The sequence below is a fragment of the Thermodesulfobacteriota bacterium genome (genome assembly GCA_026415035.1).
GTDB lineage: Bacteria > Desulfobacterota > BSN033 > BSN033 > UBA1163 > RBG-16-49-23.
The window spans coordinates 118,308-134,535 of sequence record JAOAHX010000004.1; the positions used below are offsets into that span (position 1 = coordinate 118,308).

The following is a 16,228-nucleotide window of genomic DNA, read 5'->3' on the forward strand; positions in this document are numbered from 1 at the left end:
GAGAGGCCAGCCCCGTGAGGAGGAAGCTGAAAGGGTCGAGCCCTCGGAGACCCGTCTCTGCCCGGAAGGATTCTTCCTCCTCAGGCCCGGCATGAAGGTGAGGCATCCCAAATTTGGCGAAGGAAGGGTGAAGGCCGTCGAAGGGATGGACGAAGACCAGAAGGCGACCATCCTCTTCGCAACCGATGGGCTCAAACGTCTCAAGACCCGTCATGCCCATCTCGAAATCCTTGAGTGAAACCGGAGGCCATAGCGATGAAGACCTACTTCATCCTCTCAGCGATCGGAAAGGACAGGCCAGGGATCGTGGCCGATGTCTCGGAGGTCATTTATGAATGCGGGGGCAATATCGAGGATTCGAGCATGACCCTGCTTCGGAACCACTTCGCCCTCCTCCTCCTCTTTTCGACCGAAAAGCAGGAGATCCAACAGAGGCTTTCGGCCGACCTGAAGCGGCTCGAATGGGAGAAGAACCTGAGCGTCTTCTTCTCTCCCGTCACCTTCGAAGAGGCCCATCCGGAGGCGAGAAAAGAGACCGACCGTTTCAAGATCCACACCTCAGGGATCGACCATGCGGGCATCGTCTTCCGGGTCTGCCGTCTCCTGGCCGATCGATCCATCAACATCGTCGACATGAAGACCCACCGTCTCATCTCCGCGGAGAGCGGAACCCCCTTCTTCGAGATGGAGATCGAGGTCGATGTCCCCCGGACGATCTCGGAAGAGGGGTTGAGGCAGGACCTCCATCGCTTGGCAGACGACCTGAAGATCGACCTCGTCCTGCGAAGGCTTTAATTGGGGCCCGAGGGCTCGATCTCCATCGTCAGGGACGTGGCGAATGGCTCCCGGGGATAAGAAGGGGTGGGTTCCTCTTCGAGGCCTTCCTGGCGGCAACGTCTCTGCAATCTGGCCCAGTCGAGGTCAACCTGGCTCTGGAGCGCGGCCACCAGATCCTCATAGCCCGGCGAGAGGAGGTGGCTGAACCTACCCTGCGAGGCGAACCAATCCGTGAGGGGCCTCTTCGTCTTCGGTTGGTAGTTCAGCCTCCACTCCCCCTCCTCGACCTCGTAGAGGGGCCAGACGCAGGTCTCGACGGCGAGCCTCGAAAGGCGGTTGAGGTCCTTCGGATCGTATCGCCACCCCCGGGGGCAGGGGCTCAGGACGTTGAGGAAGGCCGGGCCATCCGCAGAAATCCCTTTTTTCACCTTCCTCATCAGATCCTGCCAGGCATGGGGAGCGGCCTGGGCCACGTAGGGGATATTATGGGCCGCCACGATGGCCGTCATATCTTTTCGGTGCTGGATCTTGCCGGCCATGGCCTTTCCCACAGGGGTGGTGGTGCTCCAGGCCGCTTTCGGCGTGGCCCCGCTCCGCTGGGTTCCCGTGTTCATGTAGGCCTCATTGTTCAGGCAGACGTATAGGAATCGATGCCCCCTTTCGAGGGCGCCGCTCAGCCACTGGAACCCGATGTCATAGGTGGCGCCGTCCCCCGCGAAGACGACGAACCGGATCACCCGGTCGTCGATCTTCCCCTGCCTCTTCAAGGACCGGTAGGCCGCCTCCACACCCGAGATGATGGAGGCGGCGGTTTCGAAGGCGCTGTGGATCCAGGGGACCCGCCATGCCGTGTAGGGAAAGATGGCCGTCGTGATTTCGAGACAACCGGTTGGCGTGGCCACGACCACCGGTTCTTCGATGGCGTGGAGGATTTGGCGGACGATGACCGCCTCTGCACAGCCGGAACACATCCGGTGGCCGGGCGCCAAACGCTCCGGCTGCCGCGAAAGCTCCTTGAGATTGGTCCTCTTTCCCCTCTCCTCGAATCCCATGGAAGGCTCCTTTCTTTATTTATTCTCTCAGGCCGAGGTAACGGAGGGTCGGCCCGACCTCTCCAGATCGAACGATCCTCAACAGGTCTTCGAAGACCGAGCAGATCTGCTCAGGAACCGTATCCCTTCCTCCGATGCCGAAGATATAATCGACCAGATGGGGCCGCTCGCCCTTCAGATATAATGCGGTTGCCACCTCGGTGAAGACCGGGTTTCCTTGGCCGCCGAAGAAGGCCGTCCGTTCCAGCATGGCCACCGCCCTCTTTCCCTTCAAGGCCGTCGCGATCGCCTCAGCAGGAAAAGGCCTGAAGCAGCGGACCTTGAGCATCCCTGCCCTCACCCCCTTCTTCCGCATCTCGTCGACCGCAACCCGGACCGCACCTGCGGTCGCCCCCAAGATCACGATCGCGACCTCTGCATCCTCCAGCCGGTAGGGCTCGATCAACCCATAGGGACGACCCGTAAGCCTCCCATAGGCCTCGCCGACCTCGGAGACGACCACCCCTGCCTTCTCCATCGCCTCCCACTGGGGACGCTTGTGTTCGAAGTAGTAATCGGTGAAGTCGGCCGCCCCATAGGTGACCGGATGATCCACGTCCAGGACCGAAAAGAGGGGCCTGTAGCGGCCGATCCAGTCCCTGACCGTCTCGTCGGGCAGGATTTCAACAGGGGTGAGGGTGTGGCTTAGGACGAAGCCATCGAGACAGCACATCACCGGCAGGAGCACGTCCGGGTGTTCGGCGATCCGGACCGCCTGGAGGACGTTGTCGTAGGCCTCCTGCTGGGTCTCGGCATAGAGCTGGACCCAGCAGGCATCCCGGGCTCCCATCGAGTCGTCGTGACTGCAGAGGATGTTGAGGGGGGTGTTGAAGGCCCGGTTGGTGATGTGCATCACGATCGGAAGCCGCCATCCCGAGGCCACCCAGAGCATCTCCCACATCAGGGCCAATCCAGGCCCGCAGGTGGCCGTCTGGGTCCTGGCCCCGGCCAGGGCCGCTCCGATGCAGGCGCTCAGGGCGGCGTGTTCGCTCTCGACCGGAATGAACTCGGTATCGACCCGACCCTGACTGACGAACTCGCTGAAGGTCATCACGATCTCGGTCTGCGGGGTGATGGGGTAGGCCGCCACCACATCGGGGTTGATCTGGCGCATCGCCTCCGCAACCGCATTGTCTCCTTCGAGGGCCATTCGCAAGCCTTTCACCGGACGCTCGATCATCGATCCTCCCTCCTCATCAGGTGCTCCTCGACCATTGCGATCGCCTGCCGGGGGCACTCCTCCGCGCAGATGGCGCATCCCTTGCAGTACCCCAGATGGACGCCCACCACCCTGCCCTCCTCGACCCGAATGCTCCCATCCGGGCAGAAGAGCCAGCAGAGCATACAGTGGGAACATCTCTCAGGATCGATGAGAGGCCGAAGGGCCCTCCAGCTTCCGGTTTCGTACCCGACGGAGTTTCCCGCCTCGAGGATCAACCCCCTCATCGGCAACTCTCTCCAGCCTTTCAATGTTTGAGACATCCTTCCTCCTCCGGGACTATCCGATCTGACATTCTTGATAGGCCTTTTCAAAGGCCTCGATATTGGCCTCGGCCACCTTGGGAGAGAAGGTGGCCACGAGCTTCGTCCTGATCGTCTCGATGAGGCTCTTCTTCTGCACAACGGGTGCCGCCTTGACCAGGGCCCCTAACATGGGCGTATTCGGGATGTTTCTCTTGAGCGTATGAAGGGCGATCGAGGTCGCATTCACCACGGCCACCTTCCCCTTGCCGAAGGAAATCTTCTTCCGCACTTCCTCCGGGGTGAGGGGGGTGTTGGTCACGAGGACGCCTCCCTCCGGAGGGAGGCCCTCCGTTACATCGACAAATTCGATGAGAGTGGGATCGATCACCACCACGATATCGGGTTCGGTCACCTGACAGTGGAGGAGGATCGGATCGGAGCTGATCCGGGTATAGGCCCGGACAGGCGCTCCCATCCTCTCGCCACCGTAATCGGGCAGGGCCTGGAAGTACTTCCCTTCCTTCATGGCGGCCTCGGCAAGAAGTTTGGCAGCCGTGACCACGCCCTGTCCTCCTCTTCCGTGGAATCGAATCTCGCTCACATCCCTCCCTGTCGCTTTCATGGGTTCCCTTCCCGATCCTCGAATCTGATAGGAATCGATTTCAAAGGCTTCGACGGTATCCGTAGAAGTGGTAGAGGTCCTTCACGACAAATTCGTAATCCTTCCGGATGGTCTCGTACTTCTTCGCATTCTCGATGGCGATCGCGCCCATCTCCGAAAGCGATTTCAAAAACCCGATCTCTTCCGGCGAAAAACTTCGTGGCTCCGAGCTGTAGAGGCGGAGCGCACCGATCACCTGCCCTCCCACCGTGAGAGGGAGAGAGAGGATCCCGACGATCCCCTCTTCCTTGGCCTCATCCCGGTACTGGACCCTCGGGTCCTGAGAGGCATCAGGAATCCAGACCGTCTTCCCCTCCATGGTCTCAGCGATGCTCCGGTCGGCATCGACAGGCCCTTTCAAAAGGTAGCGATCGCTCAACCCTTGGGTGGCCACCAACTCGAGGCGCCTCCTCCCCCTGTCGAGCAGGTAAAGGGAGCATCCCTTGACTTTCATCACCTCCACGACTTTGGTGACCAGCGATCTAAGGACTTCGTGGAGGTCGAGAGAGGAATGGATCGATTTTACCACTTCCCTGAAAGAGTCTATCAAAAACGATTTTGCCTCCATATCCATCGAAACCCTACCTCCTTCAATTATTGAGAAATGATGTGATAGGCGTTCGAATTGAAAAAAAGCAAATTGGATGCCAAGCATAGTAAACCAAAAAAATATAATGATTTTCAATAACTATATCAAAGCCAGAAGGCCGGCGGCTTTAGAAATTTAGAAAAAATTCGAAAATAAATTAGAAATTTTTAGAAATCTCAGAATGGAGGTTGAGGCGAGCCGCCTAAGGGGGATTTTTTTCGGGGGCTTTCAAGATATATTCAATTTCTTCCTGCGATACCGGAAGGTATGGTGATTCAGATGGAGCAACCTCGCTGCCTTGCTCTCGTTGCCCTCTGCGATGCGGAGGGCCTCCTCAAAGTAAGCTTTTTCCAAGGATTGCAAAAGAGCCGTAAGGTCAATCCCTTCCGGTGGAATTGAAGGGACCTCTTTGGAGAGGGGGAGGCGGTCTGGAAGATGGCCTGAAGGGGGCTTTTCGATCCCGAGATCTTTTGGGGTCAAAGTGGGCCCTTTTCCGATCAACACCGCCCTCTCCACCATGTTCTTAAGCTCCCGTACATTGCCGACCCAGTGGTGATCCATGAGGGCCTTCTCCGCCTGAGGAGAGAAACCGGTGAAACTCTTTCCAAACTTCTTGTTGAACCGGAGGAGGAAGAATTTGGCAAGTGGGATGATGTCCTCTCGCCGTTCGCTCAACGAAGGGATCTGGATCTTGATCACGCCCAGACGGTAATAGAGGTCCTTTCGAAACTGGTCCCTCTCGGCCAGGCTCTCAAGGTCCTTGTTGGTGGCGGAGATCACCCGGACCCGGACCTGGAGTTTCTTGGTTCCCCCTATCCGATAAAACTCTCCTGCTTCGAGGAAACGGAGGAGCTTGGCCTGCGACTCGAGGCTCAAATCGCCGACCTCATCGAGGAAGAGCGTCCCATTGGCCGCCTCCTCGATCAGGCCTTTCTTGCCCGAGAGGCTCGCTCCGGTGAAGGCCCCTTTCTCATAACCGAAAAGCTCGCTCTCGATCAGTTCTTTGGGAAAGGCGGCACAGTTGACCTTTATAAAAGGGCCCATGAAGTTTGGGCTGTGGTAATGGATGGCGCTGGCCACAAGCTCCTTCCCCACCCCTGTCTCCCCGAGGATCAGAACGGGGGTGTCAGGGCTTCTCGCCACCATCTCCACGAATTCCATCACGTCGTGAATCACGTTGCTCTCGCCGATGAAGCAGGGAAGGTTCTCCTTCAGATACTTCTCCTGCAGGACCTGGACCTCCTTCCTCAACCGGATCGTATCGATCGCATTGCGGATGGTGATGGCCAGGCCCTCCATGTAGATCGGCTTGACGATATAGTCGCTCGCCCCCAGTTTCATCGCCGAGACGACCGTGTCGGTCTCCTCATAGGCGGTGACCACGATGACCAGGGCCTCCGGCAGGAGGGCCTTGATCCTCCGAAGCGCCTCGAGACCATGCATGTCGGGCAGCCCGATGTCGAGAAGAACCAGGTCCGGAGGATCCTTCGGGAGGGCCTCCAGGGCCGCCTTGGCCGTAGAAAAGGTCCTCACCCGATAATCCTTCTCCAGGGCCATGGTGATCCCCTCCCTGATGGTCTCCTCGTCGTCCAGAACGTAGATGCAATAGGAGATCATGTTCGCCTTCTCTCCCTCTTCACCGGGAGTTCGATCCGGAATTCGGCGCCGCCCCAACGGCTGGTCGAGACGCTCAGCTCCCCTCCGTGGTCGTTGACGATCCGCTGGCAGATGCTGAGCCCGATGCCCGTGCTTCCGTCCTTCGTGGTGAAGAAGGGGTCGAAGATCTTCTTTCGAAGGTGGAAGGGAACGCCCGGCCCGGAATCGGAGAGGGTGATGACGATCCGATCCTCCCGACAGGAGGTGGCAATCTCGATCTGCCTCGCTCCATCCTGCCCCTTCATCGCCTCCGAGGCATTGCTGATCAGGTTGAGGATCACCTGCCCGAAGAGATGGGGATCGGCCAGGCAGGGCGGCAGGGAAGGGGCAAAAGAGCGGTGGAGGGTGACCCCGCTCCTTCGCAAGGCGACCGCCGAGAGGTCGATGGCCTCCTGGATGGGTTGGTGAAGATCGATCAGGACGAACCTCGGCTCGGTGGGCTTGGCGAAGTCCATGACCCGACGGATCACCCCCTCGATCTTGATCGAGGCGGAGCGGATCTTCCTGAGAATCTCCTTCACCTTCTCCCCGCTTTGCTCCTCCTGGAGGGTCGTCTCGAGGTTGTTCAAAAATATGTTGATCCCCGAAAGGGGGCTCCGGATCTCGTGGGCGATGCCCGAGGCAATCCGTCCTAAAGAGGCCATCTTGTCCTCGATCCTCAGCAGATGCTCCATCTCTTTGGCCCGGGTGATGTCCAGTTTGCTGACCAGCAGAGCCTCCCGGCCCTGGTACTCGATCGCACTGGCCCAGCAATGGACCCAGATCATATCCTTGTCTTCCCCTCCCTGTGTCCCGGAGTAGTACCGGAAGTCCATATCGAGGGATTTCACCTCTCCCGTGAGGATCTGACGAAATCCCCTTTCGACCTTCTCGTAATCGTCCGGATGGATGTTCTCCAGCTTTCCATTTTGGAAGAATTGTGTCAGAGGGCTTGGAAGCCTCTTTTCGACCCGGTTTTCGTAAACGATCTTACCTCCTTGGATGATCAGAATCCCGATGGGCGAGTTCTCCATCAGCGTCTGGAAACGCCGTTCGCTCTCGGTCAGGGCCTTTTCCGCCTCCGCCAGACGGCGCCGTAACGATTCCAGGTCATCCTGGGGTTGGGTTTGAACCGTCTTGGGGTGATCCATCTTCTCTGCTAAAAAGAAAGGCTCAAGAGGTGCTTCACTTGGAAGAAGCGCCCCTTGTCAATGCAGGTGGGCGAGCGATATAAAAATATCATATACGTCCCTCGTTGTAAAGCAAAGAGGGGAAGATTGCCGAAATTTCTCTTGACAAGCCGAAAAATTGTTGATAATGGGAGACCAATATCTGGGGGGATTCAAACGGTCATTCTTGCGGAACCGAAGGGAGGTGAGAAGGAAGCGGACGTTCACACCTTAAGGGGGAATCTGTTTAAAAAGAAGGAGGATGGTTATGAAGGAGTTTAAAGTCTTTCTGAAGGAAGAGGAAATTCCGAAGCAATGGTACAATATCCAGGCGGATCTCCCGTCTCCTCTGCAACCCCCGCTCCACCCCGCCACCGGTCAACCGATCGGACCCCAGGATCTCGCTCCGGTCTTTCCCATGAACCTCATCGAACAGGAAGTGAGCACCCAACGCTGGATCGACATTCCGGAGGAGGTCCTCGAAAAACTTCTCATCTGGCGGCCCACCCCGCTTCACCGGGCCTATGCCCTCGAAAAGGCCCTTGGCACCCCGGCCAGGATCTACTACAAGAACGAAGGCGTCAGCCCTCCGGGGAGCCATAAACCTAACACCGCGGTCGCCCAGGCTTACTATAATAAGGTCTTCGGGATCAAACGGATCACCACGGAGACGGGCGCAGGCCAGTGGGGAAGCGCCCTCAGCTTCGCCTGCTGCCTCTTCGGCCTGGAGTGCAAAGTCTATATGGTGAGGATCAGCTACGACCAGAAACCTTACCGTCGCCTGATGATGAATACCTGGGGCGCCACCTGCGTCCCCAGCCCGAGCAAGGACACCAACGCAGGCCGCAAGGTCCTCGAAGAGAACCCCGACTCCCCTGGAAGCCTTGGCATCGCCATCAGCGAGGCCATCGAGGATGCGGTCACCTCGAAGGATACCCGCTATTCCCTCGGGAGCGTCTTGAACCACGTCCTGATGCACCAGACCATCATCGGACTGGAGGCGAAAAAACAGTTGGAGAAATTGGGCGAGAAGAAGGTCGACATCGTGACCGGTTGTGCAGGCGGGGGGAGCAATTTCGCCGGCTTGGCCTTCCCCTTCGTCCTCGACAAGATCAACGGCGCCGACATCACCATCATCCCTGCCGAACCGACCTCCTGTCCCACCATGACCCGGGCGCCCTTTGTCTACGATTTCGGCGATACCGCCGCGACGACCCCGCTGATCCCCATGCACAGCCTCGGCCATAAATTCATCCCTCCCCCCATCCATGCCGGTGGGCTTCGATATCACGGCATCGCCCCGCTGATCAGCCAGCTCATCATCGAAGGGCTCGTCGAACCCCGTGCCTACAACCAGCTGGAGTGTTTTGCCGGTGCGGTCCTCTGGGCCAGGACCGAAGGCCAGATCCCTGCGCCGGAGACGAGCCACGCCATCGCCGTGGTCATCGAGGAGGCGAAGAAGGCAAAGGAGGAGGGGAAAGAGAAGGTCATCCTGCTCAACTGGAGCGGCCACGGGATCATGGACCTCGGAGGCTACGACTCCTACTTCAGTGGCAAATTGAGCGACTACCCCTTGCCCGAAGAGATCATGCAGAAGTCGCTCAAAGATCTCGAGGGACTTCCCAAACCCAAAATGATGAGGAGGGGGAAACCCATCTGATCTCTTAAAACCTGCAGGAGCCCTTCCTGCAGGTTTTCTCTTGAAGCTCCTTGTGCAAAAAGACTCAATCCCTCGGGTAGAAGATGATCGAAGACTATGATGACCTGATCATCCGCTGTGGCCAGCTGGGCGGTGAGGTCCCCTTCAAATACTGCCGGGTCCTGAACGAAGGCCTTCCCTGCAGAAGGATCATCCTCTGCTGGGAGTTTAGGATGGATATCGGTCCCTTTTTAAGTCAATATTATACCCCCGATCAGCTTCGGAAGGTCCTCGCCCCCCCCTCCAAGACGAGGGTCGAGACGATCGTGGAGCTGATCGAGCGGGCCAAGAAAGTCAAAGAGCACGAGGGGGAGGAATGCTGATCTCGGATCGACTGGCAAATCTCAAACCCTCTGGGGTTAGGCGGATCTTCGATCTCGCAAGGCAGATGAAGGATCCCATCAACCTGAGCATCGGAGAGCCAGATTTCGACATCCCCGACCCCATCAAGGAGGAGGGGATCGAATGGATTCGAAAGGGGTTCAATAAATACACGCCCACACAGGGCATTCCCGAGCTTCGGGAGAAGATCGCCTCCCATCTGAAAAAGAAGGGGATCCACTTTGAAGAGGTGATGGTCACCGCAGGGGTGACCGGAGGACTCCTCCTTGCCAGTCTCGCCCTGATCAACCCAGGAGACGAGGTCCTCATCCCCGATCCTTTCTTCGTGATGTTCGAATATCAGGTCCTCCTCATGGGCGGGGTCCCGGTCTTCCTCGACACCTATCCCGACTTCCGTTTGAGGGAGGAAGAATTGGTCCGGAAGCTATCGAAGAAGACGAAATTCATCATCATCAACAGCCCCAACAACCCCACCGGAGCGATCTATCCGAAGGAAGACCTCGAAATGGTCGTCCGACAGGCGCGGAAGCGGGACCTCCTCATCCTCTCGGACGACACCTATGACGCCTTCGTCTACGACGAACCCTCTTGTCCCACGATCGGCCAGCTCTATGAGAAGACCCTGACTTTGGGAGGCTTCTCGAAGACCTGGGCCATGACCGGCTGGAGGCTCGGATATGTGGCGGGTCCAAAAGAGATCCTCCAACAGATGATCACCCTTCAGCAGTATACCTTCTCGAGCGTCAACTCCGTCGCCCAGAAGGCAGCCCTTAAGGCCCTCGATCACCCCATGGGAGATTACATCAAAGAACAGTACCGGAGGAAAAGGGACCTGATCTACGAGGGATTGAAGGAGAAGTTTCAAGTTCAGAAGCCGAGGGGAGCCTTCTATATCTTTCCCGAGGTCCCGGGGGGGGATGGAGAGGCCTTTGTGGAGAAGGCGATTCGAAACAATCTCTTCATCGTCCCCGGCAGCGTCTTCTCGAAAAAGAAGACCCACGTGAGGATCTCCTTCGCCGCACCCGAGGAGACCCTCCTCAGGGGAATTGAAGTGCTCAACCGGATTGGTTAGAATTCTTAAAAAGCCCACGGAAAACCCCCTCCTCCGGTCCTCGGCGATTTGGAGGGCTCAGAGGGTGATAAAAGGAGAGTCATGTCAACGAGCGTTGAAAAAGTGGTCCTTGGAAATGAGGCGATCGCCCGAGGCGTGGTGGAGAGCGGATGCCACTTCTTCGCCGCCTACCCCGGAACGCCCAGTTCGGAGATCCTGCCGGCCATCGTCCGATTTAAAAAAGAGCACAACCTCGACATCTACGTGGAGTGGTCGATCAACGAGAAGGTCGCCTTCGAAAACGCCCTGGTCGCAACCTACACGGGCAAGCGGGCCGCGGTGGCGATGAAGCAGGTGGGGCTAAACGTGGCCGTCGACCCTTTGATGAGCTCTGCCTACATCGGAACGGTGGGCGGGTTCGTGATCATCAGCTGTGACGATCCAGGCCCCTTCTCCTCCCAGACCGAACAGGACACCCGTTTCCTGGCCATGTTTGCGAAGGTCCCGGTCTTCGACCCGGCCAACCCCCGGGAGGCCCAGAAGATGCTGCCCTTCGCCTTCGAGCTATCGGAACAGTACCAGATCCCCGTGATCCTCAGGCCGGTCCTGAGGGTCTCCCATGCCCAGCAGAGCATCACCTTCAACCCCATTGTGAGGATCGAGCGAAAGGCCCATTTCGAACACAACCCCGAGCGCTGGAGCGCCACTCCGAGATACCGGTATTTTTTGCACAAGCAGCTGAACCAGAAGCTCCGAAGCATCGCGGAGGCCTTCAATTCGATGTCCCACCTCAACTTTATCGAGAATGAGAGGGAGGGGGCTCCTCTCGGGATCATCACCAGCGGCATCGGCTACTCCTTCGCACGGGACATTCTGACCGAGCTGGGACTTCTAAAGGAGATCCCCATTCTCAAGATCGGCACCCCCTATCCCCTTCCGGTGGAGCTTGTGGAGTCTTTCATCGAGAAGTGTGATCATGTCCTCATCCTCGAGGAGACGGAACCGGTCGTCGAGTTTCAGATCCGGGACAAATCGAAACTCATCGGAAGGCTGGACGGCACGATCCCCAGCGAAGGGGAGATGCTTCCCGAGGTCGTCACCCGTGTGATCTCGGACCTCTGCTCGAAGTTTTCGATTCCCGTGCCACCGATCGTCTCCACCGCCCCGCTTGAAAAGATGGTGGCCGATCTCGGCCTGACCGTCAGGCGGCCCACCCTCTGTTCCGGCTGTGCCCATCGGGCCTCCTTCTTCGCCTTCAAGCGGGCCTTTCCGAACGGGATCTTTCCGAGCGACATCGGCTGCTATACCCTCGGGATGAACCTCGACTCCGTCGATACGTGCCACGACATGGGTGCGGCCATCACCTTTGCGAGCGGTCTCTACCATGCCTATCATCAGGACGGCATAGATATCCCCATCGTGGCCACGATCGGCGATTCGACGTTTTATCATTCCGGTGCCCCGGGGCTCCTCAACGCCGTCTATAATGGGTCGAAATTCATCCTGGTCATCCTCGACAATTCGATCGTGGCCATGACCGGGATGCAGCCCACGCCCGAGTCTGGGATCACGGCCGATGGACACCCGGGCAAGGCCCTCTCGATCGAGGAGCTGGTCAAGGGCTGTGGCGTCCAGTACCTCAAGGTCCTCAATCCCTACGATATCAAGGGGATGATCCGAGAGGCCCAGAAGGCCTACGCCTACACCTTGAAAAAAGATGGGGGGATGGCGGTCCTCATCGCCCGCTACCCCTGCATCATCAACCAGAAGGATCAGCTCAAGGTCAACCCGATCAAGGTGGAGATCCGCCACACGCCGCCGCCTGAGAAGGGGCTTCCGCCGGTCAAGAGCGGGGAGATGCCCCTCTCCCTTTTGCCGGCCTATCATGAAGACCGGTGCGTCCAGTGCGACACCTGTGTGATCCAATGCCCGGTCGGGGCCATCTCGAGGCAGGGAGACACTTACGTCATCGATTACGACCGATGCAGGGCCTGTCGCGTCTGTGCCCAGGAGTGCCCGACCTCAGCGATCGAAATGCCGGCCGTGGGGGCCTGCGTGGCCTGCGGTTACTGTCTCAGGCGATTCGAATGCCCCTCCCTCATCCCGGCAGAGGACGGCCGCGTCACGATCAATCGCCTGACCTGTGTGGATTGCGGCCTCTGTCTGGAAGTCTGCGGCCAGGAGGCCATCTATCGGGTCAACCCTTAACGTTTAAAGGTAGGGTGGATCAAGCGAAGCGGATCCACCTCAAATGGTTGGATCGAGCTTAGCGGATTGGGCCACGAGATTCGAATTTCAAAATTTAAATAGAGGATTTTGAGATGAACATCCAGATGATCATTTCCGGCGTGGGAGGGCAGGGTGTCCTTTTGGTGACCCGGATCATCTCCGATTACGTCCTCCGGGAGGGCTACTCCCTTATCGGTTCCGAAGACCACGGGATGAGCCAGCGGGGAGGCTCGGTCATCACCTACCTGAAGATCGGAGACTTCAACAGCCCCCTGGTCAAGAAGGGAAGCGCGGACTTTCTTCTCTCCCTTGAGAAGAGCGAGGCCTTAAAGACCCTTCATTATCTTCGACCTTCTTCGAACGGCCAGGCCGGAGGCATCGGCTTCATCAACGCCCCGGACCCCCATTACATGAAGGAGCCGATCCGAAACTACCTGAGGGAGAACGGGATCGAGATCTATATCTTCTCCGCCGACCGCATCGCCGTCGAGATGGGCTCGGTCCAGTCTACCAACATCGCCCTGATGGGCTTTGCCTCGGCCCACCCCAGATTTCCCTTCAAACCCGAGAAGTTGAGAGAATCGATCGATCGCATCACCCCGCCCAAATTCAAAGAGATCAGCTTGAAGATCTTCGACCGGGGCTTGGCCGAAGGCGTAAAGCTCATTCAGTTGTGATCCCGATCTCCGATTGCCCCAATCCTCGGACAAACCTGCAAAAAACGAGGAGGAGACGTAGCCCTTGGAGTTGCCAAGGAGCCGGCGTCCTCTATGTTCCCCCTTTTCCGGGCGTGAGGCGGCCGAAGGGAGAGGCCGAGGAGAAGGCGGGTTTGGCTTCGGTTCTATTCAGATTCGGAAGGGATGGGGTTTTGGACAAACTCCCTGACCTTCTCGTTGAAGATCGAGGGGGCCTCCATCATCACCATATGGCCCGCCCCAGGGATGATCTCCAGCCTCGAACCTTTGATGCGTTGATGGAGGAATTGGGAATATTTCACGGGGGTCAACCGGTCCTCATCCCCGCAGAGGATCAGGGTGGGCAGGTTGATCCTCTCCACTTCCCTCATGAGGTCGAACCGATCGCAGGCCGTAAAGTCCCCATGGACGACCTCGGGCCGGCAGCGCCTCATCCCCGTCAGGCCCTGTTCGACCAGATGGGCAGGCGCCTTCGGGGAGAAGGCGAGTTCGTTGATCCTTCGTACCGCCGCCTCGTAATCCTCTCGAATCCCCTGGAGGATCTCCGGGAGGACCCGGAGCCTTGCCCCGGTCCCAACCAGGACGATCCCTCCGATCGCTTCGGGATACCTCAGGGCCATCGTCTGGACGATTGCGCCTCCCATCGAGTGGCCGACCAGAAAGGGCTTCGGTAGATCCAGGGCCTTCAAAAAACGGTAGGCCTGTTCTGCATAACGTCCGATCTCTTGCTCCCCGTCGCCTTCCGAATCTCCATGGCCCGAAAGCTCGAGGATGATCGGGTTGAATTCCCTCTCAAAAAAAGCCTTCTGGAAACTCCAGGTATACTGTCCGCCTCCTGCTCCGTGGATGAAGAGGAGGCAGGTCCTCCCCTCCAGAACCCCTTTCCTTCCCGCCCAGTAACTGATCCTCCTTCCCCCGACGTCGATCACCGCCATGGCCCCCTCCTCAGCAAGGAATCGAAATAGGAATCCGCCGCCTCTCTCACCTGTTCTTTCTCTTTCAGGGCGAAGAGGCGAGCATGGAAGATGGTACAATGGGGAAGCCCTTTCGTATACCAAATGAGGTGCTTTCGCATCTGAAAGGCCACCTCCCTCTCCTCGTAATAGTCCTCGATCAACGAGAGATGGCGAAGGAGGGTCAATCGTCGGGTTTCGAAGGGAAGGGGGGACTTCCCCTCGCCAGAGTCAGAAGAACCTTCATGGAAGATCCAGGGATTTCCGAGGGCCCCCCTTCCGATCATGACGCCGTCGCAACCCGTCTCGTCGACCATCTTCCGGATGAGAGAGTGACTTTTGACATCTCCGTTCCCGATCACCGGGATCCGGACCGTCCTCTTGACCGCCTCGATCACTGTCCAGTCGGCCTTTCCCCGAAAACCCTGTGTCCTCGTCCTGGGATGGACCGTGATGGCATCGACCCCGCAATCCTCCGCGATCCGGGCGATCTCGACGGCATTCTGCTCCTCCTCGCTCCATCCCGAACGAATCTTCACGGTCAGGACACCGCAGATCCTCTTCCGCATCGATTGCAAAATCCTCCTGACCTTCTCCGGAGAACGCATCAACGCCACGCCCGCCTCCGCCTGGATCACCTGCTTGGCCGGGCATCCCATGTTGAGGTCGATCCCATCGGCACCCATCGCCTCCGCCATCGCCGCAGCCTCGGCAAGCACCTCCGGGTTGGAACCGAAGAGCTGGACCAAAAGGGGATGCTCCCCGCGCACCCTTTTGAGAAACGAGGGCCCCTTCCGGACAAGGCCGTCTGCGCTCACCATCTCCGTCACCGTCAGGCCGCAGCCCATCTCTCTGGCCACCTGTCTGAAGGGATAATCCGTAATCCCGGCCATGGGTGCGAGAACGAGGTTGTTGGAAAGCTGAAGAGGACCGATTCTCATCTTCCCTGAAATTCGGGACCTCGGATTTAAAGCCCCGAGTGGAGAGCCAGAGAGGGCCTCCTGCCGGCCCGACCCTTCACTTCCGGAGTCCTTCCCAATGTCTCTTAATCGCCGAAATGGCCTCCTCAATCTTAAGGGGCTCTCCAAAATCGAGGCCCTCTCGTTTCAACCCTTTGAAAAGTTTCGTCAAAGTGGGCACTTCGAGATTGAAACTCTCCAAATCCTCCACCTTCCCGAAGATCTCTTCGGGCGTCCCCCTCTCTCCCAGGTCTCCGTGGCCATGCATCAGGTAGAGGATGTCCGCGACCTCCGGTACGAGGTCCACCTCATGAAGGGTCATGATAAAGGTGATCCCTTTCGACCTGTTTAAATCGTTCAGGAGGCCGATCAACTCCCTCCTGGAAAGGGGATCGAGCCCGGTGAAGGGCTCATCGAGGATCAGAAGCTCGGGTTCCAGGACCAGGGCGCCGGCCAAGGCAACCTTCTTCTTCTCTCCTCCCGAGAGGTAATGGACGATCTTGCCTTGGATCGGTCCAAGATTCAAAAGGTCGATGACCTTTTCCGCAAGCCTCTCGGCCTCTTTTCGTTTCATCCCATAATTGAGGGGGGAAAAGAGGATATCGTCATAGACCGTGGGTCCGAGGATCTGTTCATCCACGTCTTGCATCACCACCCCGATCCTCTCCCGAATCCTGAAAAATTCCTTTGCCGGGTCGATCCCTAAAACTCTCACGCTCCCTTCCCTCGGGACCAGGATGCCTAAGAGATGCTTAAGGAGGGTCGTCTTTCCACAGCCGTTCGATCCGAGGATCGCCACCCGCTCCCCCCGATTGACGACGAAGTCGAGACCGCAGATCTGGACTTTGGTCCGGTCCGGATAGACATGGGTGATACAATCGACCTGAATCAATCGTTCCCCTCGGGGCATCCTC

The 16,228-nt window shown here is 58.2% G+C and carries 17 protein-coding genes; 7 read left to right on the plus strand and 10 right to left on the minus strand.

From position 1 onward, the window contains the following. Together N3G78_04245 and N3G78_04250 are read left to right on the plus strand one after the other, a co-directional pair. The coding region (locus N3G78_04245; protein MCX8117128.1) for a hypothetical protein at positions 1–238 on the plus strand (238 nt) is incomplete at its 5' end. A gap of 17 nt (positions 239–255) precedes the next feature. After that, entirely contained in the window at positions 256–795 is a 540-nt protein-coding gene (locus tag N3G78_04250; protein ID MCX8117129.1) for a hypothetical protein, read from the plus strand. Here the strand turns inward: N3G78_04250 and N3G78_04255 are convergent. From N3G78_04255 to N3G78_04285, 7 genes are all read right to left on the minus strand, one after another. Beyond that, positions 792–1,829, minus strand: a complete 1,038-nt coding sequence (locus N3G78_04255) for a thiamine pyrophosphate-dependent enzyme (protein ID MCX8117130.1) — start codon at positions 1,827–1,829, stop codon at positions 792–794. The genes N3G78_04250 and N3G78_04255 overlap by 4 nt on opposite strands. Before the next feature lie 19 nt (positions 1,830–1,848). After that, complete coding sequence (gene porA / locus N3G78_04260; protein MCX8117131.1) at positions 1,849–3,048, minus strand: pyruvate ferredoxin oxidoreductase; 1,200 nt, start codon at positions 3,046–3,048, stop codon at positions 1,849–1,851. Further along, entirely contained in the window at positions 3,045–3,350 is a 306-nt protein-coding gene (locus N3G78_04265; protein ID MCX8117132.1) for a 4Fe-4S binding protein, read from the minus strand. The genes porA and N3G78_04265 overlap by 4 nt, the downstream gene beginning before the upstream one ends. A gap of 16 nt (positions 3,351–3,366) precedes the next feature. Beyond that, positions 3,367–3,954 (minus strand): 2-oxoacid:acceptor oxidoreductase family protein, encoded by a 588-nt coding sequence (locus tag N3G78_04270; protein MCX8117133.1) that lies wholly within the window; start codon positions 3,952–3,954, stop codon positions 3,367–3,369. Between the two features lie 40 nt (positions 3,955–3,994). Then, on the minus strand, positions 3,995–4,567 hold the full coding sequence (locus tag N3G78_04275; GenBank protein MCX8117134.1) for a GAF domain-containing protein: 573 nt from the start codon (positions 4,565–4,567) through the stop codon (positions 3,995–3,997). A 243-nt stretch (positions 4,568–4,810) separates the two neighbouring features. Next, positions 4,811–6,199 (minus strand): sigma-54 dependent transcriptional regulator, encoded by a 1,389-nt coding sequence (locus N3G78_04280; GenBank protein ID MCX8117135.1) that lies wholly within the window; start codon positions 6,197–6,199, stop codon positions 4,811–4,813. Beyond that, positions 6,196–7,368 (minus strand): ATP-binding protein, encoded by a 1,173-nt coding sequence (locus N3G78_04285; protein MCX8117136.1) that lies wholly within the window; start codon positions 7,366–7,368, stop codon positions 6,196–6,198. The genes N3G78_04280 and N3G78_04285 overlap by 4 nt, the downstream gene beginning before the upstream one ends. Positions 7,369–7,654: 286 nt before the next feature. Here N3G78_04285 and N3G78_04290 point away from each other — a divergent pair, with 286 nt between their 5' ends. The 5 genes from N3G78_04290 to N3G78_04310 all read left to right on the plus strand — a co-directional run bounded on the left by N3G78_04290 (position 7,655) and on the right by N3G78_04310 (position 13,384). After that, entirely contained in the window at positions 7,655–9,046 is a 1,392-nt protein-coding gene (locus N3G78_04290; protein ID MCX8117137.1) for a TrpB-like pyridoxal phosphate-dependent enzyme, read from the plus strand. Positions 9,047–9,129: 83 nt separating this feature from the next. After that, positions 9,130–9,408, plus strand: a complete 279-nt coding sequence (locus tag N3G78_04295) for a hypothetical protein (GenBank protein MCX8117138.1) — start codon at positions 9,130–9,132, stop codon at positions 9,406–9,408. Continuing rightward, positions 9,402–10,499, plus strand: a complete 1,098-nt coding sequence (locus N3G78_04300) for a pyridoxal phosphate-dependent aminotransferase (GenBank protein MCX8117139.1) — start codon at positions 9,402–9,404, stop codon at positions 10,497–10,499. Before N3G78_04295 ends, N3G78_04300 begins: the two co-directional genes overlap by 7 nt. An 81-nt stretch (positions 10,500–10,580) precedes the next feature. Further along, on the plus strand, positions 10,581–12,686 hold the full coding sequence (locus N3G78_04305; GenBank protein ID MCX8117140.1) for an indolepyruvate ferredoxin oxidoreductase subunit alpha: 2,106 nt from the start codon (positions 10,581–10,583) through the stop codon (positions 12,684–12,686). Between the two features lie 113 nt (positions 12,687–12,799). Beyond that, positions 12,800–13,384 (plus strand): indolepyruvate oxidoreductase subunit beta, encoded by a 585-nt coding sequence (locus N3G78_04310; GenBank protein MCX8117141.1) that lies wholly within the window; start codon positions 12,800–12,802, stop codon positions 13,382–13,384. A gap of 164 nt (positions 13,385–13,548) precedes the next feature. Here the strand turns inward: N3G78_04310 and N3G78_04315 are convergent, their stop codons facing one another. From N3G78_04315 to N3G78_04325, 3 genes are all read right to left on the minus strand, one after another. After that, positions 13,549–14,337, minus strand: a complete 789-nt coding sequence (locus N3G78_04315; protein ID MCX8117142.1) for an alpha/beta hydrolase — start codon at positions 14,335–14,337, stop codon at positions 13,549–13,551. Further along, positions 14,328–15,296 carry a tRNA dihydrouridine synthase DusB gene (dusB, locus tag N3G78_04320; protein MCX8117143.1) on the minus strand — a complete coding sequence of 323 codons (969 nt, stop codon included), beginning with the start codon at positions 15,294–15,296 and terminating at the stop codon, positions 14,328–14,330. The genes N3G78_04315 and dusB overlap by 10 nt, the downstream gene beginning before the upstream one ends. A 76-nt stretch (positions 15,297–15,372) precedes the next feature. Next, positions 15,373–16,224, minus strand: coding sequence for an energy-coupling factor ABC transporter ATP-binding protein (locus N3G78_04325; protein ID MCX8117144.1), 852 nt, complete (start codon positions 16,222–16,224; stop codon positions 15,373–15,375). Positions 16,225–16,228: the final 4 nt, after the last annotated feature.